This is a genomic window from Kitasatospora sp. NBC_01300 (assembly GCF_041435235.1).
GTDB lineage: Bacteria > Actinomycetota > Actinomycetes > Streptomycetales > Streptomycetaceae > Kitasatospora.
This window is the reverse complement of record NZ_CP108409.1, coordinates 401,565-424,268: the sequence shown is the minus strand read 5'-3', so window position 1 is coordinate 424,268 and position 22,704 is coordinate 401,565. Positions and strand designations below refer to the sequence as shown.

General features: G+C 71.2%; 18 protein-coding genes and 2 pseudogenes. 9 read left to right on the top strand and 11 right to left on the bottom strand.

What is annotated here, in order from left to right; all coding sequences use genetic code 11:
* The first annotated feature begins 27 nt into the window (after positions 1-27).
* Positions 28-249 carry a hypothetical protein gene (locus tag OG556_RS35560; RefSeq protein WP_331743609.1) on the top strand — a complete coding sequence of 74 codons (222 nt, stop codon included), beginning with the start codon at positions 28-30 and terminating at the stop codon, positions 247-249.
* A gap of 99 nt (positions 250-348) precedes the next feature.
* On the opposite strand, the gene OG556_RS35555 is transcribed toward OG556_RS35560, so the two are convergent.
* Both OG556_RS35555 and OG556_RS35550 read right to left on the bottom strand, forming a co-directional pair.
* On the bottom strand, positions 349-630 hold the full coding sequence (locus tag OG556_RS35555) for a hypothetical protein (protein WP_331743606.1): 282 nt from the start codon (positions 628-630) through the stop codon (positions 349-351).
* Between the two features lie 189 nt (positions 631-819).
* A complete protein-coding gene (locus OG556_RS35550) occupies positions 820-1,641 on the bottom strand; it encodes a lipase family protein (RefSeq protein ID WP_331743603.1) in 822 nt (273 codons plus the stop codon).
* A gap of 316 nt (positions 1,642-1,957) precedes the next feature.
* Between OG556_RS35550 and OG556_RS35545 the strand changes: the two genes are divergently transcribed.
* Positions 1,958-2,392, top strand: a complete 435-nt coding sequence (locus OG556_RS35545) for a hypothetical protein (RefSeq protein WP_331743602.1) — start codon at positions 1,958-1,960, stop codon at positions 2,390-2,392.
* A gap of 80 nt (positions 2,393-2,472) precedes the next feature.
* On the opposite strand, the gene OG556_RS35540 is transcribed toward OG556_RS35545, so the two are convergent.
* Positions 2,473-2,997 (bottom strand): MepB family protein, encoded by a 525-nt coding sequence (locus OG556_RS35540; RefSeq protein WP_331743600.1) that lies wholly within the window; start codon positions 2,995-2,997, stop codon positions 2,473-2,475.
* 120 nt (positions 2,998-3,117) lie between these two features.
* Positions 3,118-3,966: an IS5 family transposase gene (locus OG556_RS35535; RefSeq protein WP_331743597.1), complete on the bottom strand. Its 849-nt coding sequence runs from the start codon at positions 3,964-3,966 to the stop codon at positions 3,118-3,120.
* Positions 3,967-4,285: 319 nt separating this feature from the next.
* Between OG556_RS35535 and OG556_RS35530 the strand changes: the two genes are divergently transcribed.
* The 4 genes and pseudogenes from OG556_RS35530 (at position 4,286) to OG556_RS35515 (ending at position 7,884) form a co-directional block, all read left to right on the top strand.
* Positions 4,286-4,855 (top strand): GNAT family N-acetyltransferase, encoded by a 570-nt coding sequence (locus OG556_RS35530; protein WP_331743595.1) that lies wholly within the window; start codon positions 4,286-4,288, stop codon positions 4,853-4,855.
* 153 nt (positions 4,856-5,008) lie between these two features.
* Positions 5,009-5,404: pseudogene (locus OG556_RS35525) on the top strand (transposase); the annotation flags it as partial.
* Positions 5,405-5,573: 169 nt separating this feature from the next.
* On the top strand, positions 5,574-7,268 hold the full coding sequence (locus tag OG556_RS35520; protein WP_331743593.1) for an IS1182 family transposase: 1,695 nt from the start codon (positions 5,574-5,576) through the stop codon (positions 7,266-7,268).
* 166 nt (positions 7,269-7,434) lie between these two features.
* On the top strand, positions 7,435-7,884 hold the full coding sequence (locus OG556_RS35515; RefSeq protein ID WP_331743592.1) for a hypothetical protein: 450 nt from the start codon (positions 7,435-7,437) through the stop codon (positions 7,882-7,884).
* Positions 7,885-8,122: 238 nt separating this feature from the next.
* Here OG556_RS35515 and OG556_RS35510 read toward each other — a convergent pair whose 3' ends face one another.
* From OG556_RS35510 to OG556_RS35485, 6 genes and pseudogenes are all read right to left on the bottom strand, one after another.
* A complete protein-coding gene (locus tag OG556_RS35510; RefSeq protein WP_331743590.1) occupies positions 8,123-10,450 on the bottom strand; it encodes a collagenase in 2,328 nt (775 codons plus the stop codon).
* Between the two features lie 224 nt (positions 10,451-10,674).
* Positions 10,675-11,880 carry a hypothetical protein gene (locus OG556_RS35505; RefSeq protein WP_331743588.1) on the bottom strand — a complete coding sequence of 402 codons (1,206 nt, stop codon included), beginning with the start codon at positions 11,878-11,880 and terminating at the stop codon, positions 10,675-10,677.
* Positions 11,881-12,049: 169 nt separating this feature from the next.
* Positions 12,050-12,436, bottom strand: coding sequence for an SsgA family sporulation/cell division regulator (locus OG556_RS35500; RefSeq protein ID WP_331743586.1), 387 nt, complete (start codon positions 12,434-12,436; stop codon positions 12,050-12,052).
* A gap of 427 nt (positions 12,437-12,863) precedes the next feature.
* Positions 12,864-14,384 (bottom strand): alpha/beta hydrolase, encoded by a 1,521-nt coding sequence (locus OG556_RS35495; RefSeq protein WP_371523087.1) that lies wholly within the window; start codon positions 14,382-14,384, stop codon positions 12,864-12,866.
* Positions 14,385-14,486: 102 nt separating this feature from the next.
* Entirely contained in the window at positions 14,487-15,098 is a 612-nt protein-coding gene (locus OG556_RS35490; RefSeq protein WP_371522728.1) for a transposase, read from the bottom strand.
* A pseudogene (locus OG556_RS35485) lies at positions 14,993-15,544 on the bottom strand (winged helix-turn-helix domain-containing protein); the annotation flags it as partial. The gene OG556_RS35490 and the pseudogene OG556_RS35485, both read right to left, overlap by 106 nt.
* Before the next feature lie 571 nt (positions 15,545-16,115).
* Here OG556_RS35485 and OG556_RS35480 point away from each other — a divergent pair.
* Together OG556_RS35480 and OG556_RS35475 are read left to right on the top strand one after the other, a co-directional pair.
* Positions 16,116-18,572, top strand: a complete 2,457-nt coding sequence (locus tag OG556_RS35480) for an FtsX-like permease family protein (protein ID WP_331743580.1) — start codon at positions 16,116-16,118, stop codon at positions 18,570-18,572.
* Between the two features lie 162 nt (positions 18,573-18,734).
* The gene (locus OG556_RS35475) at positions 18,735-19,853 is read left to right on the top strand and encodes a basic secretory protein-like protein (protein WP_331743577.1); all 1,119 of its coding nucleotides are present in this window, start codon (positions 18,735-18,737) and stop codon (positions 19,851-19,853) included.
* A gap of 106 nt (positions 19,854-19,959) precedes the next feature.
* On the opposite strand, the gene OG556_RS35470 is transcribed toward OG556_RS35475, so the two are convergent.
* Positions 19,960-21,153, bottom strand: coding sequence for a DUF6615 family protein (locus OG556_RS35470; protein ID WP_331743574.1), 1,194 nt, complete (start codon positions 21,151-21,153; stop codon positions 19,960-19,962).
* A gap of 317 nt (positions 21,154-21,470) precedes the next feature.
* Here OG556_RS35470 and OG556_RS35465 point away from each other — a divergent pair, with 317 nt between their 5' ends.
* On the top strand, positions 21,471-22,595 hold the full coding sequence (locus OG556_RS35465; RefSeq protein WP_331743572.1) for a hypothetical protein: 1,125 nt from the start codon (positions 21,471-21,473) through the stop codon (positions 22,593-22,595).
* Positions 22,596-22,704 lie beyond the last annotated feature (109 nt).

The window sequence follows — 22,704 nt, the reverse complement described above, 5'->3', positions numbered from 1 at the left end:
GGAGCCGGGGGTGGCAGAACGGCGGGCATGACGACTTCCTCCACCAGGCGCCGTCGGGGCCGCCCCGGCAAGCCGACCTTCGCACCCCTGCCCGCCCGCCAGGCCGCCGGTCCCGCGGTGCCGTCCGCGCCGCGCCGACCTGCCACCGCGTGCTGCCGGACCTGGAACAGCGAGCGCAGGCTGCCCGGCGGTCAGGTGGTCCGGACGACCTGGCACCAGCCCGCCTGCCCGGCCCGGGCCGACCGGTGACCGCGCTCCAGGCACCGGACTGCCTGTCCCGGTTCGGACGGGCGGCTGCCCCGGGGCGGGGATGCTCCCGGGGCAGCCGCGGTGCGGATGCGGGTGGGGTCAGCCCTGCCCGGGGACGCTGATGCCGGTCTCGGTGGCGGTGCCCGCGACGCCGCCCGCGCCGACCGCGACGGCGCCGGTGAGGAAGGTGGAGCCACACGGGCCGAACTGGGCGTCGGTGACCTGGAGGGCACTGCCGTTCGGGCCGACGGCGAACACGCCGCTGTCGAAGTTGACGGAGGGGATGTTGTCGGGCGTGGCGGCGGAGGCGGTGGACGCCGCGCCGATGACGAGCGGGAGGCTGAGGACGGAGACGGCCAGGATGCGGTGCGCGGTACGCATGGGTGGAACCCTTCGAGGTGCGAATGGTGAGGGTGGATCGGACGGCCGTGGTGCGGCGGCCCGTCACCATCCACACACGGCCGTGTGCCCATCGCTACCGGGGGAGGCTGTTCGTACCACCGGTTCACCCGGCCCTCGGCCCGCCCTACCTGCCTGCCCCGACCGCCCCGCCCGCAGGGCCTGACCCCGTCAGGCGAGGTTCTGTTCCAGGGCCGCGAGGTAGCGCTTCATCGCGTGGTCGCGCACACCGGCCGTGGCCGGAGCGAACGCGTCGGCGGTCAGGCCCTTGGCACGGTCGGCGAGCCCGGCGACCAGGCCCATGGAGTCGTGGAGCCGGCCCGAGGAGTCGATGTACTTCAGCGCCTCGACGTGGGTGAACGCCGGCTCCGGCGGCAGTTGGGGCACGATGTCGTTGTTGTTGACGAACCGGTACAGGCGCCCCTTGAACCCCTCGTTGCAGGCGGCGGCGAGCAGCCGGTCACAGGTACGGGGCTGCCCGAACGTGATGATGCCGTCGGCCTGGAGGCGCGGGTCCTCCAGGTACAACCGGGCGCCGGCCAGCATCGCCAGGGCTCCGCCGAGGCTGTGGCCGGTGAACCACACGGTCTGGCCGTTGGTGCGCAGCTGGGCGTGGGCGTCCAGGACGTCCGGGAAGACCGACTCCAGGGCCTCGGCGAAGCCGTAGTGGACGTAGCCGGTGCGGGCGGGGCCGGGCCAGGGCGGCGTGGAGGAGTCGGAGAGCCAGTCGCGGATCTCGGCCGGCTGGGTGCCGCGGAACGCCGTGACGATCATGTGGTCGCTGGCCATGGTGTAGGCCTGGGTGTCCTCCAGCGGGAAGGGCGGAGTGAACCGGGTCTGGTGGTGACGCACCCGGTCGAAGCCCCAGTCGCGGGCCTGCTGTTCGACGGCTGCCTCGTCCTGGTAGGCGAGTTCGGACGCCTTCGCCAGCCAGTAGGCGTGCGGAACGCTGTAGCTCTTCGCCTGGTGGTCGAAGGTGGTGGGCACGGGCACGGCGATCTCTCCTCCGGGACGGCCGGCGGACGGGGGAACGCACCGCCGGCGCGGACATCAGACCCGTCGTACCAGAGCCCGGACCGCCGCCCCGAGCGGGCCGCGCCCGGATGTCACCCCGACAGACGAGCAGGCGCACGGGGCGTACCGACGGGGGTGGCCGTGACACCGGGTAGGCGGTCGACGGTGGGTCGAGGGTGATGAGCTCGGTGACGGTGGACGCCTTGACTGCCCGGCTCCGAAGCGGAGATCCTCCCCAGGGCATCGGCCAGGCCGAGGCTGGACAGGGGAGTCGGAAGGCGAGGGAGCGGGAGACATGGCGGCCATCGAAGTGCCGGGCCCCGAGGCGGACTGGGAGACGGCTCCGGAGTACCAGGGCGGCAAGCGCAACCCCGCTCTCCAGCACAGCGCGTGGGAGATCGCGGGCGGCTCGTACCGCATCGTCGCCGGTCTGCAGCCGCCGCTCGGCGCGCTCGCGGCGCGTCTGCGGCTGGTCGTGGAGCGGACTTGGGAGGACCTCGGTTGCGTGGACGTGGCCATGTTCCGTATCGACCGGACCGACTTCGCGCTGAGCCAGTTCGAGGGCGGGACTCCCCAGTACACGACGGTGTGGTTGGACCGGGCCTCACACGACGTGGAAGCGGCGATCAACACCCTGCTCGGCGGCCTCGGCATCGGACGCGAGGCACTGGCGTTCACCGGCACCACGGACACCGGCTTCGAGCACCTCAACGGCTGGACCGGGGCGTAGCTCAGGCCACGTCGACCCGGCGTCCCTGCGGTCCCGGTTCGGCCGCGGCCCAGGCCGTGCCCGGCCCGTCAGGGGAGCGGCTACGGGTGGTAGAGGGCGTGGGCGCGCGTCAGGTCGGCAGGCCCGTTCCGGCCGATGTGGAGGAAGTGGTTCACCTGCCAAGCCTGGGTGCTGCGCGCTTGCCGGTTGGTCGTGGTCACCCATGGCGGGTAGACGCGGAACCCCCGTTTCCCGCCGGAGCCGTTGCGGGAGACGATGTCGCGCTCGCACAACACGTCGCGTGGGAGGACGAACTGCCCGAAGCCGTTGTCGTCTCGGCAGCTGATGACGAGGAGGTCCACCCCGTCGTCGGTGTCGAAGGGGCGGATCGGTCCCTCCTCGGAGCGCAACCACACGGTGACGAACTGGCCCACCTTCGTCGGGGTGGTCTTGGCCGCGCGGAACCGGACCGAGCGGCCGTCGATCGTGAACCGGCAAGCCGCGTATCCGGCGCTCTCCGGTTCGGCCACCGGGGGCGAACAGGCGAAACCACTCGGGTCGTACACCAGTGCCTTCGCCGCCAGCAGGTCACCGTGAACCCCTGCCCACGGTTGGTTCGTCAACATCCCGTCATCCTGCCATCGAGACGGCCGCTCCTTGAGCCAGAGGTTCCCTCCTCGCACAGGCCCGCGATCGGCGGGCCTGTGCGCCCAAACGAAGTTCCTAAGAGGGTGTTCGATACCGATTTAGGCTGCCGCGAGAGGTTTCGGGCGGAGGTATTGCCCGATTTTGTCGGGGCTGGCGGTCAGGCGGTTGGTCATGGAGTTGACCATGGCCCAGTGGATCATCGAGCGTGACCGGTCCGGCAGTTCCTCGTAGTCGCGGTGGAGCCGCCGGTACCGGGACATGATCCCGAATGTCTGCTCGACCCGCCAGCGGATCGGCTGGACGACGAAGCCCTTCTGCTCCTTGTCGCGGGCGACCACCTCGACGTCGATGGACAGGTCGGCACCGTGCCTGACGACGGCGTTGTTGTAGCCGGCGTCCACCCACACTTTGGTCACGGTGGGCCACTGGGCGGCGAGGGCGTCCAGGACCTGCTTACCGCCCGCGGAGTCCTGTACGCCCGCAGCGGTGACGATCAGGACCAGGATCAGGCCAAGGGTGTCGGTGGCGATGTGGCGCTTGCGGCCCTTGACCCGTTTCCCGCCGTCGTAGCCCTGGCTGTCGGCCGGGGCGTTCGGTGAGGCCTTCACGGACTGGGAGTCGATGACCGCGGCGCTCGGCAGGATCCGGCGGCCCTTCTTCGCCCGCAGCTGGTCACGCAGCGTGTCGTGGATCCGCTCGGTGGTGCCGTCGCGTTCCCACTCCTTGAAGTAGCCGTAGACGGTGGTGTGGGGCGGGAAGTCGTGCGGCAGGTAGCGCCAGGCGATACCGGTGCGTGCGACGTAGAGGATCGCGTTCACCACCTCACGCAGCGCTGTCGTGGGCTCACGCCCTTCGGCGCGGGTGCGTCGCCACTCCACCAGTACTGGCTCGATGAGCTCCCACTGATCGTCCTTCAGGTCCGATGGATACCTGCGTCGTTCCGTCACGTTTGATGAATATCGCGGACACGGACCCGGCCGCCACGAGATCCTGAAAACGAGTCCGTGCCGCAAGAACCAAAGCCGGACAGTTGGGGGGAATCCCCTATCGAACACCCTCTAAGAGGACATCTCATTTGGGGGGCCTAACCCGCAGACTCTCCGAATGAGATGTCCTCTTACGACTTGGGGAGCGATACAGGCGGGCCCTCGGCCGTGACGTGAAGGCGGCCGTGTCATGCTGCTGTTCCTCCAGCACGCCACCCGGTGACAGACGCGGCCCGAAAACTCCCTGGACCGTCCGACCCGTCTCGGCCATGATCCTCACGTGGCCACCTACCTCGAGTCCGAGCGCCTGACCCTCCGCCCCTTCGCCGCCGCCGACGCGGACCTGCTGATCGAGCTGGACAGCGACCCGGCGGTGATGCGCTACCTGACCGGTGGCGCTCCAACCCCGCCAGAGGAGGTCCGCGGCCGCGCCATCCCCAGCATCCTCGCCGGCTACGAGCGTTGGAATCATGACCTCGGCCTGTTCGCCGCGCACGAGAAGGACGGCGGCGCGTTCGTCGGCTGGTTCTGCCTGCGTCCGCTGCGCAGCGGCCCGCGTGAGGAGGCCGAACTCGGCTATCGCCTGCGCCAGGCGGCCTGGGGCCGGGGCTACGCCACCGAAGTCTCGCAGGCGCTGCTGGCGAAAGGGTTCGCCGAGCTCGGCATCCGCATGGTCTGGGCCGAGACGATGACCGTGAACCGCCCTTCGCGTAACGTCATGGAGAAGCTCGGGATGACGCTCGCGGAGAACATCCCCACGCCGGACGACATGATGGCGGTCGAGGGTTCCGAGCACGGGGGTGTGCGGTACGAGATCACGAAGGAGCAGTGGGAGCGGCGGCAGGCGTAGGCGGCGTGAGGCGTGGCGCCCGTGGATGTGAAGTCATCGGCCCGCGCGGCCTTGTCTCATCACGCCATATCGGGCATATCCCGGCAGCATCTTGCCGAACTCGTCGCTGAGCTCGTCCCTGCCTGGGAGGCGTAGCAGGAGTCTGCGCTGCGGGAGAACTATCGCTACTCCACCAACCACCAGGTCGTCATCGACGCCGACCGGCGGCTGGCCGTAATCGTCGGACGCCCTGTCCCCGGCAACCGCAACGGCTGCAAGGCCTGGGCCGAATCAGGCGCCGCCGCCATCGGCAAGACCACCACTATTGCCGACGGCGGCTACCCGGGCACCGGTCTGGTCATCCCGCATCGCCGCCCGGTCGGCGGCGATCTGAGCGACTGGAAACGCGAGCACAACCGCTCCCGCAAGCAGGTCCGCGCCCGCGTGGAGCACGTCTTCGCGCGCATGAAGACATGGAAGATCCTGCGCGACTGCCGCCTCAAGGGCGATGGCGTCCACCACGCCATGCTCGGCATCGCCCGCCTGCACAACCTCATGGCGGTCGCGTAGCGAGCGAGCCCCGCGGGGGCGGTCAGCCCACATCACACCCTTCGGAGATCGTTACGGGACAAGCCTTAGCTTGACTCTGTCGGGGATCTTGGTGTTCGGCTGTCGGTGATCATTGTGGTGCGCCAGTCTCGCGGGTGTACAACGCCCGCGAGATTCCCAAGGAGTGCAGATGTCGATCCGTCCCCGTCCGGGTGACGAGGTCCCGGAGTTGACGGCACGGATGGCGCGGGCCAGCAACCCGGGTGGCACGACGGCAATGTGGGTGCGGGACCGGCTCGACGGCTTGTGGCGGGACGAGGACTTCGCCGACTGGTACCCGCGCGACGGGCGCCCGGGGCTCTCGCCCGCCCAGTTGGCCACGGTGAGCGTGCTGCAGTTCCTGCTGGGCCTGTCCGACCGTGATGCCGCCGAGGCTGTACGCTGCCGGATCGACTTCAAGTACGCGCTCGGCCTGGAACTCGACGACACCGGCTTCCATCACAGCGTGCTCGGTGACTTCCGCGACCGCGTGCTGGCGGACGGCCGCACCGACCGCCTCCTCGATCTCGCCCTGGCCCGATTGAAGGAGGCCGGGCTGGTCCGGGAGCGCACCACCCAGCGCACCGACTCCACCCACGTCCTGGCCAGCATCCGGGACTTTACCCGTCTCGAACTGGTCACCGAGGCCGTGCGCGCGGCCCTGGAAGAACTCGCCCGCACCGCCGACCACACGCTGGACGGCCTGGTCGAGGAGGACTGGGGCCGCCGCTACGGCCGACCGGTGCGCCTGGGCAAGAACCCCACCCGGCCCAAGACCAGGATCGCCACCACCGGTGAAGACGCCCGCCGCCTGCTCGAACACCTCAGCCGGCACCATCCCGGCCTGCTCAGCCGCCCCCAAGTCCAGGTCCTGCGACAGGTCCTGGTGCAGAACTACTACTGGGATCCCGCCGGCCGCCTGCGCTGGCGCGACGACGCCGACGGCCCGGGCCTACCGCCCTCGGCTGACCGGATCGTCTCGCCCTACGATCCGACCGCCCGCTATGCACGCCGCGGGCAGGTCACCCGCTGGACGGGGTTCCTCGCCCATGTGACCGAGACCTGCTCCGACGACGGCCCCAACGTGATCACGGACGTGGCCACCATGTCGGCCACCAGCGCCGACACCGAGGTCCTGCCCGGCATCCACACCCGGCTGGAACGCCGGAGCCTGCGGCCCGACCAGCACCTGGTCGACGGCGGCTACACCTCCCTGCCCCACCTGGAACAGGCGGAACGCGAACACCGGATCACCCTCGTCGGACCGCTGCCGGGCAACCCCACCCGACAGCACCGCCGGGGCGAGGGCTTCGCCCGCGACGACTTCCGCATCGACTTCGACCGCCGGGAAGTCACCTGCCCGCAAGGGCAGACCAGCGCCGGCTGGCACGGCCCCTACCCGACCTCCTCGCCGACCGCCGCCCCGCTGATCGTGGCCCGCTTCACCAAGAGTCAGTGCCGGCCCTGCCCGGCACGCGCCAAGTGCACCACCTCCCGCGATGCCGCGCGCACCGTGGGCTTCCCCCCGCGCGAGCTTCTCGAACTCCAGCAGCGCAACCGCGCCGAACAGCAGGACCCGGCCTGGCACAAGCGCTACGCGGTCCGCTCCGGCATCGAGGGCACCATCTGCGAATTCGCCCACGGCCACGGTATGCGCCGATGTCGCTACCGCGGACAGGCCAAGGCCCACCTGCAACACGTCCTCACTGCCATCGCCGTCAACATCGAGCGACTCAGCCGGCAGCCTCCTGGCGAAAGCGCGCCTCTACGACGACCGACAGCCTTCCAGAACCACCTCGACCAGCAGCACATCCCGCGCCTACGTTCCTGGCGTGCTGTCAGCTGATACGGCAGCGAACAAGATCCCCGACAGAGTCAAGTTAGCTAAGGTCTGTCGTCAGGCTCCCGGCGTCGGTGCGCAGGCGGGAGTCTGACGATGGGCCCCCGCATCCCGACAGAACGGCCGACCCGCCGGGCCCACACGGGCCCCGGCCCTTTCCCGAGGGGATCAGATGAAAGCCGTCCGCTGGGTGATGACCGGGCTCGCCGTCCTCGCGGCGCTGGCGATCGCGACCGTTGTGGTGATCGCCCACCGCGACCGGGTCGAGACCGAGGAGCGCCGGGTACGGGCGGCGGCCGGGGCGGAGGCGAGCGCCCGGACGTACGCGGCCAGGCTCGCCCCGGCCTTCGAATCCGGGCCGCAGACCGTCGATTCGCTGGAGGCGCTCGCCAAGGGCACGGCGGTGCACGTCGTCACCGCGGCCAGGAAGGAAGCCTCAGTCCAGGTCGGTGTGATGGCGGACGTGCTGTACCCGGGCGGGTGGAGCTCCGCCCAGGCGACGGTCTGTCTGCTGGCCGAGCTCTCCCGCAACGGCGGCCCGGTCACGGCGCAGGTGTCCGTCGTCCCGTGCTTGCGGATCCCCGCCGTCACGACCCGCGCCGAGACCTTCAGCGTGGGCTGAACCCGCCGCCGCGACTGCGGAAAAGCGCGAAAGCAGGGCCTCCTGGATCGCTCGTCGGCGTAGACGCCTTCCGAGCTGCCACGAGACCCTGCTGCCGTGCCCGCTACCGACTGCGATCACCCGATCGAGACTCCCGCTCGATCGGCAGGCTCCTTGATCGGTACGACAACGGCTACTTGCACAGGGACCCTTGTACGCCCGGGCCCTTCACCGCTCGCCCGAGGTCGTGGGTGTGCGGTTACTGGTACTGCGTGGTGACGCTGACGCCGGTGAAGTCCTGCTGGGCGGCGAGGCTGAAGTAGACCCAGCCGGACGGCGGGTCGTTGATGGTCAGGGTCTCGTTGTTGCCGGCGCCGGTGGACTTCGCCTGGTAGCTGCTGGTGGTGGCCCAGTTGCTGCCGCCGTAGTACAGGTCGGCGTTGCCGGTGCCGCCGCTGCTGGTGATGGTCAGCTGCTTGACACCGGCCGGCAGGTACAGGAAGTGGTAGCTGTAGTTGCCGGTGGTGGCCGCGAGGTTGTCGCGGCGGCAGTTCTTGTCGAACTGGCGCGGGTCGGCGATGGTGCACAGCGGTGCGGCTGGGGCCGGGGCCTCCGGCAGGGGGCCGCAGTCGTCGGTCGCGCAGGTGGTCTTCAGCCAGGTGGCGAAGCCGGCGTCGTAGCTGGTGCCGATGGTCTGCTTCAGGAAGGTGCGGGCACCGTTCCAGTCGCCGGCGCGGTACTTGGTGAGCACGGTCTCGATGTCCGCGCGGTGCTCCTGGAGCATGTAGCGGACCGCCAGCCAGCCCCACCGGTAGACCCGGTTCGAGTTGACGTCGGGGTCCGCCTCCTGGCCGTAGACGGTGTCGAACAGCTCGCTGAGCTTGTAGGTGTTCTTACCGGCCTCGTTGATCGCGGCGGTATTGCGCTCGTTGCGGTAGCCGTACGAGATGTTCTCGGCGATGCCTTCGACCCACCAGATGGTCGGGGTGGTCTGGCTGGCCTCGAAGTCGCCGTACATGTTGTAGCGGCCGTCGAGGTAGTGGGTGTACTCGTGGTTGAGGTTCCAGATCTGGAAGTCGGGGCGCAGCCAGCTGGCCTCGTGGGCGATGAAGCGGGCCTGGTTGCCGGGCTTGGCCGGGTCGCCCTCCTCGTACATGCCGCCGTTGTCCACGTCGATGTCGTAGAAGGCCCAGGCGTACAGCGAGTACTGGGTGTAGTCGTCGAAGACGACGACCTCCAGGTTGGTGTTCACGTCACCGGGGATCGCGCCCTTGTCGCCGATCACCTTGTGGAAGTAGGCGTCCTGGTTGATCAGGCTGGTGCAGGTGGTGGTCAGCTGCCCGGGGGACATGTCCTGGGCGCGGATCTTCAGCTCCGGGTTGCAGGTCCGCTGGATCGGCAGGATCACCGGGAGCAGACGGTCGCTCAGGTCGCAGATGGCGTAGGCCGCGCAGTTGCCCTTGTCGAACTGGCGGGTGGCCCAGCCCAGGTTCATGGTGATCGGGGCGGTGGGGCCGACGTTCGGGTAGCGGTTGATCAGGTCCTTGAGCAGCGGCCGCAGCCGGTCCTTGAGCTCGGGCACGTCGAGGGCGTAGCCGAGGTAGCGGCCGATGTTGCTGACGATGTCCAGGCGGTTCAGCTGGGAGTCGTTGCGGGTGATGAAGCCGGCCCAGGTGTCGAGGATGCCCGGGTCGGCCTTGAGGGCGGCTTTCCAGCCCTGGCTGTCGGTCTTGGAGTCGAAGCCGTCCTTGATGACCCACTCGAAGTGGTCCAGGGAGAGGGTCATCGACTGGGGCCAGGTGCTGTTGTAGTTGCCGAGCACCCACTTGAGAACGCCGGCGTACCGGCCGAGCGTGTGGGTCTGGCCGATCACCGTGACGACCTCGTTGAGGGTGTCGCCGTTGGCGTCGGTGACGTCCTTGCTGTGCGGGGCGGCGAAGAAGGCGTCCAGCGCGCCGCGGGCCGCGGTGTCCAGGGTGGCGCCGTAGCTGCCGACCTCGTTCGGGCGGGTCTCCTGCACGTAGTAGCCGGCGCGCAGGAACATCACCAGCTGCCCGATGGACGTGCTGTTGTCGCCGGGGTAGGTGGCGGAGGTGTCGCGCAGTGCGTTGGCGACGGTCACCATCTGGGACTCGCGAAAGGCCTTCCCGGCGTCGGCGCCGGTGAGGTTGAACAGCGGGTAGGCGCAGGGGACGTTCGGCAGTGCCTTGAGCTGCTGGACCAACGCGCTGCCCGTGGCGTTGATCACTCCGGACAGGTTCGGGCAGGGCTCCCCGGCGGTGGCCGAGAACTGCTTGGCCGCCTTGGCGGGTTCGCTGACCGGGGCGCCCGGCGCGGTGGCCTCCTCGGCGTGGTCCTGGGCGAAGAGCTTGAAGGAGCTGTTGTTCCTGGCGTCGGGTGACTTGGGGACCGGGATCGACCGCGGCGCCTGGGTGGCGGGTCCGGCGGTGTTCGCGGCGGCCGGGGTCGTGGCGCCGACGGGGGCGGCCTGGCTCTGCGGCGCGAACAGGCCGAGCGCGATGAAGAGGGCCGCGCCGAGCGCGGGGAGTCTGCGCGCGTTGACCTTTGGTATCCGGGAGAGACGCATCTGTGGGGGCCTCCGGGGCCGTTGTGACCGCGTGTTGGGGCACGCGACCGCTCGATGTGTGACATGTAAAATGTCACGTGTCGCGTAGCGCCGGGAAGGTCCAGGACCGGATTGCCGTCCACCGCAACCGAAACGTTGTCAGATCGCTCGGCTCTGGACCTGTTTGTGGCGAAAGCGTCATCCGCCCTGTTCAGGCCGCGTGCTGGCACTCGCGGAGCAAGGGGCTACGGGCGGGGGTCCGGCGCGGCCTTGGGGGAGCGGTCCGTGCGGTCGAGGTCGACGAGCAGGCGTTCGACATCGGTCATCAGTGACCCGTACACGTGCCAGGCGCCCGGCTCGGTCAGCGTGCCGCGCTCGATCTCGCCGGTCATCATCCCGTGCCAGGTCGTGGCCTCCTCGATGGCCCGGCGCAGCCGCTCCCGGGGCCCGTCCCCCTCCGGGCCGACGGGGATCCCGGAACCGGTGAACGATCCCACCGCTCGCCCTGCGGCCTCCAGGATGGCCGCGTACCGGTCGAGGAAGAGCTGGCCCAGGCGGTGGCCGGTATGCCGGTCGTCGACGGTGTCGGCCAGCGTCCGGGCGATTCCGCGAACCTGGAAGGAGATCCGGTGCAGGGCGCGCAGTGCCTCGTCGTGGGCCGACGGCGCCCGCCTGCCGCGCACGACGCACCGCGTGTTCCACCGCAGGCTCTCCTGGCCTCGGCGCACGTCCTCCTGCGCCTCCACCGCCAACTCCTCCAGATGCCGGCCCCGTTCCAGCCACTCCTGTGCCCGGTCGGCGTGTCGGCGCTCCCTCAGCCCGCTGCCCATGTCGCCCAGCAGCTCGCCCATGGCCGCGGCGAGGCCGCGTACCGAGGCGTCGGAGGCCCCCAGGTGCACCGGAGGCAGGATGAGGGCGTTCACCGCGATCCCCACCGCGGCGCCGGTCAGCGTCGCCAGGGTCAGTGCGACCAGGTGGCCCGTGGGCACGGCCGTCGCCGCCGCCAGGGTGAGCACCGCGGTCGAGGCGATCTGCAGCCGACCTTCGGAGCCCCGGCGGCCGCTGGCGACCAGCGCGATCGCCGGGAGGGCCGCGACGCTTCCCGCGGCCGAGCCGAGCAGCCACACCACGGCCACGGCCAGCGACAGGCCCGCCGCCCGGGCGGCCACGCTGCGCAGCGCCTGGGTCACCGACCGGTAGATGGTCGGGGCGTTGACCATGGCGAGCGCGGTGGCCGCGGCGAGGTACTGCTGCTGGCCGGGGAGCCACCATGAGACGGCCTCCCAGGCCAGGACGGCCGCGATCAGGCTCTTGGCGCTCCGGGCGGGCGCCGAGGCCATCCGGCCCGGGGGTGTCGGCCGGGAGGTGCGCGGCAGCCGTAGGGCTCGGCCTGCCGTCTCCCGCCACCGCGCGGCGGTGAGGGGCAGTCGCACGAAGGCGTGGGCTGTCATGGCTCTGCTCCTGCTCCGTCTGTTGCGGCGGGGTGGCCCGCGCCGGGGTTCGGCGTGTTCGCGAGGGGGTGCGGTCGTGGTCGCGGGCCCGGAACCGGTCGACTGGTCGACCGGTGGAGAGCCGGGCGGACGGCGTCGGGGGCCCGCGTCCGGCGGGCCCCGACGAGCCTCAGGCGGCTCCGGGCAGCAGCCGCGACAGTTCGGCGTCCAGGTCGCATCCGTCGGTCTCCCGGCCGGCGGGCACCAGCCGGTACGTCCGCTCCAGCCAGCCGGCCACCTCCGCGAGCGGGGCCCTGAGCCAGGCGGTCCCGTCCGGGGAGGACAGGGCCAGGTTCAGTACCGCCTCGGGCCCGGCGCCACCCGGCCACACCTGTACGTCCCCCTGCCCGCTCGGCCTGAGCAGGCCCTGTGCCAGCAGGTCGCGGGCGAAGACCCACGGGACCAGGTCGTCCGCGTCGGTGCGAAAGTGCGCGTGCACGGCGAGCGGGTCGTACGAGCGGTACGACAGGCGGGTTCGCAGCGAGACGGCTTCTCCCGACGCGAGCACGAGCTCCATGTCAAGCGTTTGATCTACACGGCCGGTCACGGCTCTCCTACCTGGTCGGTTCTGGCCCGCGCGGGCGGGTGGCTCGTCGCGGCCGTCGTCCGGCCGGGCGCCGTCGGCCCCCGCTGTGGTGGGGCATGAGACGACGCTACCTCCAGATATGTTGAAAGTTGTACTTCACTGGTGTGGGGTGCGTCATGCCGGCCGAAGCGGCGGAAGGGGAATAGCGGCGAGCCGGGCACCCCCTCGTCCCTGCCGGAGGGCATTCGGCCCGGCCCCCGCTCGCGCGGGGTGTCCGTCCGGCCGGAACGCGGTCCCTTCGGGGGTGGCCCCCGGCGGCCGCCGGCGGCGAGTCGAACGTCCGCACCAAGCCGGCCGCCGTAGGGCTTGGCTGACAATTCCGCCGCGCGCCGATGCGACGCGGATTGTCAGCCAAGCCCTAGCTTCCGCAGGTCAGGTCCTTGGCGGGCAGCCGGCCGGTGGTCAGGTAGCGGTCGACGTCGGCGCTCGCGCAGGACGGGCCGGCCACCACCACGCCGTGGCCCTCGCCGCCGGCCACCGTGATCATCCGTGCACCGTGCAGCGCCCGCCGCATGCCCTGCGCCATGGCCAGCGTCGCCTGCGGGTCCCACTGGTTCTGCACGATCAGCGCGTTGACGTCGTTGTTCACCACGGTGGCCGGCTCGCCGGGCGCCCGCTTCCAGAACGCGCACGGCTGGATGTTGGCGCCCAGGTCGCCGGCCAGCGGGTACCGGGCCTTGTCCCGGATCGCGTCCCGGCGGTACTGCTCGGGGTCGCGCGGCCAGTCGCGGGTGTCGCCGCAGAAGACGGCCCACACGACGGCGGCCCGGTTGTTCTCCGGGTCGACCGCGTCGGCGGCCCGCGCGCCCGCGCCCTCGTCGGCGGCCCGCGCCGGGGCGGCGTCGGACACCGCCGCCCCGGTCGCCCCGGTCGCCCCGGCCGAAGCGGGCGAAGCGGGCGAAGCGGTCGGCCCGCCCGCGGCTGCGGCCTTGAGCGCGACGATCCAGGGCGTGACGGCCTCGACGCGGGCGAACTCGGCGTACCTGGACCGGATGGCGTCGCCGCTGAGCGCCCCGCCCTCCGCCGGGACGGGCGTGCGGTCGGCGCGGGCGATCAGGTCCCAGTACGCCTTGCGGACCTCCGCGGCAGTCGCGCCCAGCCCGTACGTGCTGTTGCGGGCGGCGGCCCACTCGGTCCACCGGGTGAAGGCGAGTTCGGCCCCCGCCGACCACCCCCGGAACATCCCCCGCCACGCGAGCGCCGGGTCGAGCGCGCTGTCGAGCACGAACCGGTCCGCACGCCGGGGGAACATCTGCGTGTAGACGGCGCCCAGGTAAGTGCCGTACGAGTACCCGAAGTAGGAGATCTTCTGTTCCCCCAGCACCGCCCGGACGACGTCCATGTCCCGGGCCGTGTTGCGGGTGGTGATGTGCGCCAACGTGTCACCCGCCTTGGCCCAGCACTTGTCGGCCACCGTCCGGGCCCTGGCCACGTCCTCGGCGAACTTCCCTGCCGCGTAGGGGTGTTGGAAGACCTGCTCGTCGGGCGTCAGACCGCAGCTGATCGGCGAGCTCTGCCCGACCCCGCGCGGGTCGAAGCCGACCAGGTCGAACTGCTCCCGCACCTGCGCCGACAGCAGCGGCTGGATCTCCACGGGCAGGCCCAGCCCCGGGAAACCCGGGCCACCGGGGTTCATCAGCAGCACGCCGTGCCGCTGCTTCGCGCTGCCCGCCTTGATCCGCGATATCGCGAGGTCGATCCTCCGGCCCCCGGGGTTGCCGTAGTCCAGAGGCACCTTGACCTTCGCGCACTCGAACTCCGCCGGCCCGTCCGCGTCGCAGCGCTCCCAGCGGAGTCGCTGCTGTGCGTACTGCCGGAGCGGGTCCCCGCCCGCCGCGAACGCCGTCACCGGGGCGAGCGCCGCGATCACGGTCGTCACCGCGCCGACCGTCAGCAGGGAAATCGTTCGTCCGTCTCGCAGCGCCATGCCCGTCCTCTGTGCAGAATCGGTGTCTCGGATCGCCTTACTGACTTCGGCGTTTCAGGGTGATGGTGGTGGCAGGTCCAGGGAGAGGCCGGTCCCGGCGAGGAAGCCGTCGAGGATGTCGGGGCGGTACTGGAGCCGTTTGAGCCGGTTGCGGACGAGGGCTTCGAGACGGTCCACGGCGACCGAGGAGAGGTTGGCCAGGCTGTGCTTGACGTGCGCCCAGAGCCACTCCACGGGGTTCAGGTCCGGCGCGTAGGCGGGCAGGATGTATACGGTCAGCCAGTTCCTGGCGGCGACCAACTCGCGCATCACGTGGGAGACATGGGTGTTCAGCCGATCCCAGACCAGCACGATCGGCGCCTTCACCAGATGGTGGATTCCGTCGATCAGGCCGATGTAGTCGCGCTCGGACAGGCTCCGCCGCTCGCCCTTGCGACCGGTGTGCCGCCGGATGCGGTGGGACAGCCTGGTCCGGGAACCCGGCCGCACGGCGATCAGCCCAGCGACCGAGACACGTCCGGAGCGGCTGCCGGAGACCTTCACGACAGGGGTGATGCCCCGCCGTCCCCAGGTGCGTCCACGGGGCGGCCTGCGCGTGAAGCCGGCCTCGTCTTCGAAGCAGACCCACCCGTCGCAGTCCGCCCGGGCTCTTTTACCTCCGCCCAGGTCACCTCCGTCCACGCGGTCACGGCCTGCTCGTCACGTTCCGCGGCCCGTCTCGCGGGCATCTGCGGAGTGAAGCCGAGTCTGTGCATCAGCCGTGTAGCGCCCGAGACGCTGTACGAGACGTGAAACGTCCGCCCGATCAGCGTGGCCACCCGCGAAGCAGTCCACACCTGGTCCTCCACCCAGCCGTGTGCGGCCGGGCCCTGGTCCAGATACGCGGCGAGCTTCTCCAGGCATCGCGGGGACAGGCGGCACCGTGACCCACCCGGGCCGCGTGATGCCAGCGCCTCGACCCCGCCGTCGCGCCACAACTGGTGCCACTGGTAGGCCGACTTCACACTCACCCGTAGGCGCCGGGCCACCTCTGCCGGCTTGACCTCCTGCTCGAACAGCTCGGCCGCCTGCATCCGCACCGTCTCCCGGCGCAGCCGTCCTGAGGCGGTCAGCCCGCCCCCATCCGCGTATCTCACACACCATCGGATACAGCCACCACACCGAACTCGTCAGGCAAACCAGGACAGTTCACCCTGGCGCGCCGAAGTCAGTAAGTCTCCGTTCGGACACGTCCGTCCCCAGTACGGCGCAGGGATGGGTTCATGATCAGACCTGCGGCGTACGGGGGACGGGCTGACGCAGGGCCAGGGTCTTACCTCCCGCCAGCCGCCCATCAGGGTCGACGGCCCGTCAACCGCCCGCCGGTGCCCGCACCCGCCGGTCTGCGCGAGCCCTCCATGGGAACGGCTCCTCAGGGGCGATATCAGGGGTGATATCAGGGGCAGCCCGGAGGTGCCGATCCCGCGTGGCGCCGTAGCGTCGGCGCGGCGGGTGGCCGATGCCCCCGACCGGCCCCCACGGAGAAGGCGAGCACGTGTTCCGGAGCAAGGTTCCAGCAGCGGCCCCGTGGTCCCCGTGTCCTCCCGGCGAGGGGCGCGCCCCGGGCCGGTCGTCCATCGGTGCGGCGGGTGTGAGCGGCATCGGCGTCGTCAGCCGCAAGCCCGGCGGGAGCGGGACGAAGCCGTGCTGAAGATCGCCGCAGCCACCCTGCGCCACCGCCTGGCGGGCTTCGCGGGCGCCTTCCTCGCCCTCACGCTCGGCACCACGATGATCGGCATGATGGCGCTGACCCTCGCCGCCACCTTCGGCACACCGCACCCGGGTCCGCAGCGCTTCAAGGAGGCCCCGGCCGTCCTGGCACCGCAGGGCTTCGACGGACGCCCGATGAAGGCCCCCGCCGTCCTGCCGCCCGACCTCGTCGCGAAGGCAGCCGCGACCGGGCACGTCACGCCCGACCGCAGCTTCCCCGTGCAACTCGCCGCCGGTTCAGGGGAGATGACGGGCCACCCCTGGTCCTCAGCCGCCTTCGCGGGCTACCGCCTGGCGGCCGGGCGCGCGCCGCAGGCCGCGGACGAGGTCGTCGTCGGCGGCGGCTCCCGGGAACTGATCGGACGCCAGACCGGCGTCACGACGGGCGACGGCACCGGCCACTACCGGGTGGTCGGCGTCACCGACGCGCTCTGGTTCGAGAACGCGGTCTTCTTCAGCGCCGCCGAGGCACAGCGCCTGTCACCCGGCGTGAACGCGCTCGTCACCGAGCAGGACGCAGGGCAACTGGCCTCGCTCGCGGGCGACCAGGCCGTGGCCCTCACCGGCGACGGCCTGACCCGGCTGGACCCCGACTCCACCGGCGGCGCCCAGGCACTGGCCAACGCCCAGGCCATGGCGGGCAGTACGACCGGACTCGCCGTGTGCGTCGCGGTGTTCGTCGTCACCGCGACCTTCGCCTTCGCCGCCGAACAGCGCCGCCGCGAACTGGCACTGCTGCGCCTGGTGGGCGCGGCGCCCGGGCAGGTGCGGCGCATGGTGCTCTGGGAGGCCCTGCTGATCGGCCTGGCCGCGGCAGTCGCCGGCTGCCTGCTCGCGCCGCTGTGCACCGTGCCGCTGCGTTCCTGGATGCTCGACCACCACGTGGCCCCGTCGTGGTTCACCGTCCCCGTCACCGTCCTGCCGCTGCTGGTCGCCGCCGTCATCGGCGTCGTCGCCGCGCTGGCCGGCTCGGCCGTGACCCTGGTGCGCGTCTCGCTGATCCGCCCGATCGAGGTGCTGCGCGAGAGTGTGCTGGAGCGCCGCGCGATGACGCCGCTCCGCTGGCTGCTGGGCGTCGGGATGCTGGCCGGCGCCGTCGTCGCGGGGGCCGCCATCTCCCGCACCGAGCCGTACCTCGCGGCCAGCGCCCGCAAGTACGAGGTGGTGCCGGTGCTCTACGTCGGCGCGGTCACCCTGCTGGCCCCGGCCCTGCTGCGCCCGGTGACGAGGCTGCTGCTCCGCCCGCTGCGCGGCTGCGCCACGGCCGGCCCGCTGCTGGTGCGGCAGAACATCCTCACCTCCCGGCGTCGTACGGCCGCCACCGTGGCGCCGATCGTGGTGGCCGTCGGGCTGGTCGCCGCGATGCTGACGATGCAGGAGTCCGGCGACGCGGCGCTGCTGGCCCGGCAGCAGCAGGAGATCCGCGCGGCGGACGTGGTCGTGCCCGGCGGCTCGGGGATCGACGGTCCGACGCTCGCCCGCCTGGCGGCCGTGCCCGGGATCAGGGCCACCCCGGTCATCTCGATGAACCTCCGGATCGGTACCGCCGCCGGTGAGCAGATCGACTCGCTGAGCGCGAAGGCTGTCCCGGCGGCGGCGCTGGGTGCCACCGTCACGCCGCCGGTGCTCTCCGGCTCCCTCGCCTCGCTGCCGGAGGACTTCCTGGTCATCGACGAGCACGCGGCCGAGTCCGACGGCCTGGCGGTCGGCGACCGCGTGGTCATGCTGCTGCCGACCGGAGCGAGGGTTCCGGCCGTCGTCGCGGCGGTCGTCGCGCGCGGCCTGAACGGGGACGACACGTACCTGTCCTCGGCGCTGACCGGCGCGCTGACGCCGAGCCGGGTCTACCTCGACTCCTCGGCGGGCGCCGGCGCGGCGCTCGACCCGCAGCAGACGGCCGCGGTGAACCGGGCGCTGGCGGGCTCCGGCGCGCACGTGGTCACGTACGCCGCCTACCTTGAGGCCGAGCGCGCGCATGCCGCGCAGCAGACGGACAACGCCGCGGTGGTCATCCTGGGGATCGCGCTGGTCTACGCGCTGATCGCGGTCGCCAACACCCTGATCATGGCGATGGCGACCCGCCGGCGGGAGTTCGCCCTGCTCGCTCTCGTCGGCGCGGTGCGCGGGCAGATCGTGAGGGTGGCCGCAGCCGAGTCGGCCGTGGCGGTGGTCGTCGCCACCGTGCTCGCCGCCGTGGCGACCGCGCTCGCCGCGCTGACCCAGCACGTCTCGCTGGGCAGGCTCGTGGCCGACGCGCCGACGGTGGTCCCGTGGGCGCGGATCGGGGCGACCGTCGCGCTCTGCGCCCTCGTCACCCTGGCCACCGCGGCGGGTGCGGCCGTGCGGGCGACCCGCCGGCGGGCGGTGGAGAGCGCGGGCGTCCACGAGTGAGAAGTCGCTCGGCAGGGGCCGGGACCTTCGGGTGAACACCACCGGGTCGACGCCCTGTCAACGCGTCCGTCGACGGGAGCGTTGACGCCGCGTCTACCGGGGCCCGGTGGCATGACCGCAGGCCGGTTCCAGGGGGGAGCCGCCCGAGAGGAGAACCCCGAGATGATCACCCGTCGTGCGGCCGCCGCCGTCGTCCTGTCCGCCACGACCGTCGTGTCCGGGACGGCCTTCGGCGCCGGGACCGCCAGCGCGGCCGAGTCGCTCCCGTCCAGCGGCGCCGACTACCGCATCTCCAGCTACGCGGGCGGCGCCCTCCAGTGGGACAGCCGCAACAACGCCTCCAACGTGGTGGTCCGCGACTGGAACGAGTCCTCCGCCCAGCAGGTCTGGACGGTCAGGGACGAGGGCAACGGCGCCTGGTCGGTCAAGGTGCCCGGCACCAACAACGCCGTCGACCGGGACCGGGGCAAGAACACCGTCGGTTCCTGGAACTACGTCGGCGCGGACAACCAGAAGTGGTGGCTGGAGAACACCTCGATGGGCAACGGCCGGGCCTGGCTGCTGCACAGCGTCTCGGACAGCAACCTCTGCCTGGCCCGTGGCGAGGACCTGAACGCCAAGGTGGCCGCCTGCAACGCGGGGGACCGGGCGCAGTCCTGGAACCTCGACCGCAACGGCGCCACCACCCCGCCGACCGCCGGCCGTCCGACCATCGACCTCGACTACTCGCAGGCCCCGGACCTCGGGCCGTGGCTGGAGCAGCAGAAGAAGACCGTCGCGGACTACTACCCGACGATCTCCAACCTGATCACCAAGGGGGCCTTCGCCGCCCCCAGCTACTTCAAGATCATCTTCGACCCGAAGCTGACCGACAACCCCGCGTTCACCACGGTGAACCCCAGCAACGGCGTCAAGGAGGTCCACGTCAACATCGGCTACACCCGCGGCAACAAGGGTGACACCGGCTTCCTGGTGCACGAGGCCGTGCACGTCGCGGTCTGGGACAGCCCGTTCTCCGGCAAGTGGTGGCTGGGCGAGGGCCTGGCGGACTGGGTGCGCGACTACAACTTCCAGCCGGGCACCGGCGCCCAGCACTTCGGCCCGGGCACCAACTACGACAGCGGATACCAGGCCACCGCCCGGTTCATCGACTACGTGTCGAAGGCCTACAACAAGCCCGACCTGGCACACCTGCTGAACACCACGAACTACAACGACCAGATCTGGGTCCAGCTCACCGGCAAGAGCGCCCAGCAGCTCTGGAACGAGATGCCCAAGTAACCCGCGCCCCCACACCCCACCCGCCGGCCCGGCACCCACGAGGTGCCGGGCCGGCCGTTCTCGCAGCTCAGGGGGCGGGACCGGCCCGGCCGACTCGCCGTCCTGACTACCTCTCGACCCGGCGCGGACTCAGGTCGACCAGGACGGCACCGGCGACGCGCTCGTCCGGCGCGACGCCGGCTTCTCGGCGCCGGATCATGTCGAGCACCCGGCCCGGCAACCGGCCCGCCGGCGCGTCGACAAGATCCTGCATCCCGCGGTACAGCGGACCCTCCAGGACCGCCTGCACACGTGTGTCGGCCTCAGCCTCCCTCGCCGCCAGTTCCTCGGGTGTGAGACGAACCGAATCGAGGGTGCTGTGGTGGAGCTGCGGTGGAGGTCCGCCTTCGGTAGGGTCGTCCTCCTCCAGCCCGGCCCCGTGGCCGGTCACGGGGGCTCCGGCTTCCGTATCCACCGGCCCTGCGGAGGGCCCAGCGGTCGGCGTCGGCTGGTGGCCGACCCCCTGTCCGGTCCCGGTGCGGATGGCTTCCTTCAACGCGTCGAGCCCACGCCGGTGGAGCCGTTGCACCTCCCGGTAGGCCGTCTCAAGGTCCGAGTGCTGTCGTCGCTCGCCGCACAGGACCCAGTGCCACGGCATGCTCGCGTCCCGAACCTTGGCCGAGGAGTTCCCCCGGCCCTCCAGGACGGCTCGGACGGTCAGCGCGGACACGATGGTGCAGCCCATGTGGCCGGTCAGGCCGGCGCCATGGGCGCACGCCTCCGTCGTGCCCTCAGCGAACGTCGGAACCCAGTTCCGGTGGTTGTAGAGCACGTAGGCCGAGACACAGCCGGCTGTCACCGCATCCCGCACGAGCAGCTCACTCTGCCGCTCACGTGCGCGAGTCCTGTGCTCCAGCCGGTAGCCTCCGCCCCGCATCGCTCGCTTGGCCTGGACCCGCATACCGAATCCCTCGCCGTTCGCATGGAACCACCACTCCCAGTCCGCTCCGTTGCGCGTCTCCTCAAGTTGGGTGAACTCCACGATCGACACCCGGTCGCTGTGAAGTCGGCGGAGGTCCTGGAGGTTCAGGCTCGTATAGGTCTCCTCGCGTGGAACCCGGTCTTCGGGCACGTCGTAGTGATCAAGAGAGAGGCGTTCGAATGTCCGGGTCGCGCACGCCCGGAGGGTTCGGCACATCGAATTCGCCGAGGGCACCGTACGGTGACCAGCGGCGCCGTGGCTGACCTGCTGGGCCCCGCAGTTCCCGCAGTAGTTGTCGAACTCGGCCGTCTCGTGATCGCAGATGCCGCACGTCGGCACGTCCCACCCCCCTGAAGATCCTCACAGGTCAACGCTAGTACCAGGCGCTGACACCAAGGGCGGCGGGCTGCCAAGGTGCCTCCTCCGGCGCCTGCCCGTCAGGGGGTGCCGGAAGATCACCCGTTCGAGTGAAGATCGAGATCGGGGTCCCGCGTTCTGATCGTTCGTCACCGATGATGCGTTCGAGAGCTTGCGGGGAGGGCCGGGCAGGAGCGGCCCGTCGGGAGGCAGCACCGCCGCGTCCTCGCGGCAGCCTCCGCGGCCGTGCCCGGCGCGGCCGCATTCCCGCATGACAGCACACCTGATGAGGAGATGAAGTGCAGGAGAAGCGGCTCAAGTCCTGGGGCAACAACCGCGCAGGCCAGCTCGGCGACGGCACCTGGACGGACTTCCGTACGACGGCCACCACCGTGCTGGGGCTGACGAGCGCCGAGGTGGTGAAGATCGCCGCCGGGGGGAGCGGCGCCGCCACAGGTTTCGGGCTGGCCCTGCTGACCGACCGCACGGTGCAGACGTGGGGCGCCAACGGGTCGGGGCAGCTCGGCGACGGCTCGGTGTTCAGCCACAACGCGCCCGGCCAGGTCGTCAACCTCTCCGATGCCACCGACGTCGCCGCGGGCGGAGTGCACAGCCTGGCACTGCTCGCCGACCGGACCGTGGTCGCCTGGGGGCGCAACAACTACGGCCAGCTCGGCAACGGCACCAACGCCGACAGCAGCGTCCCGGTCCGGGTCGAGGGACTCGACAAGGTGATCGCGATCGCCGCCGGACTCAACCACAGCCTGGCGCTGCGCGAGGACGGCACCGTGTGGGCCTGGGGCCACAACATCAACGGCCAGCTCGGGGACGGCACTTCGGCGAGCCGCAACGTGCCGTCCGCGGTGAACAACCTGACCGGTGTGACCCGGATCGCCGCCGGCGCCGACCACAACCTGGCCCTGGTCGGCCCGCCGAGCAGCTCCACCAAGCCCACCAGCGGCAACGCGGTGAAGGCATGGGGCTACAACTCCACCGGCCAGCTCGGCGACAACACCACCATCAGCCGCTTCACCCCGGTCGACACCCAGGGCAGCTGGCTCGGCGGGGTCTCCGGGATCGCGGCCGGAGCCCACCACAGCCTGGCCGTCACCGACAGCGGCAACCAGCTCAAGGCCTGGGGCCGGAACACCTCCGGCCAGATCGGCGACGGCACCACCGACTTCCGGGTCACCCCCGTCGCGGTCCCCGGCCTCACCGGCGTCCAGCTGATCGCCGGCGGCCGCGAACACACCATCGCCCTGCTCGGCGACAACACCGTCCGCTCCTGGGGCAACAACGGCTCCGGCCAACTCGGCAACGGCACCACCACCGACGCCAGCACCCCCGTCACCTCGCTCACCGCGCTGACCGGCGTCGACAAGATCGCCGCACCCCTCGGCGGCGACTTCAGCCTGGCCAACTGAACCCGGTGCGCGGCCCCGGCTCCCCGCCGAGGCCGCGCACGGCAGTTCGTCAACACGCTGCTGATCGATCGTCAATCCAGTCCTGGTGTCCTGGCCGCGTTCCGCTGTC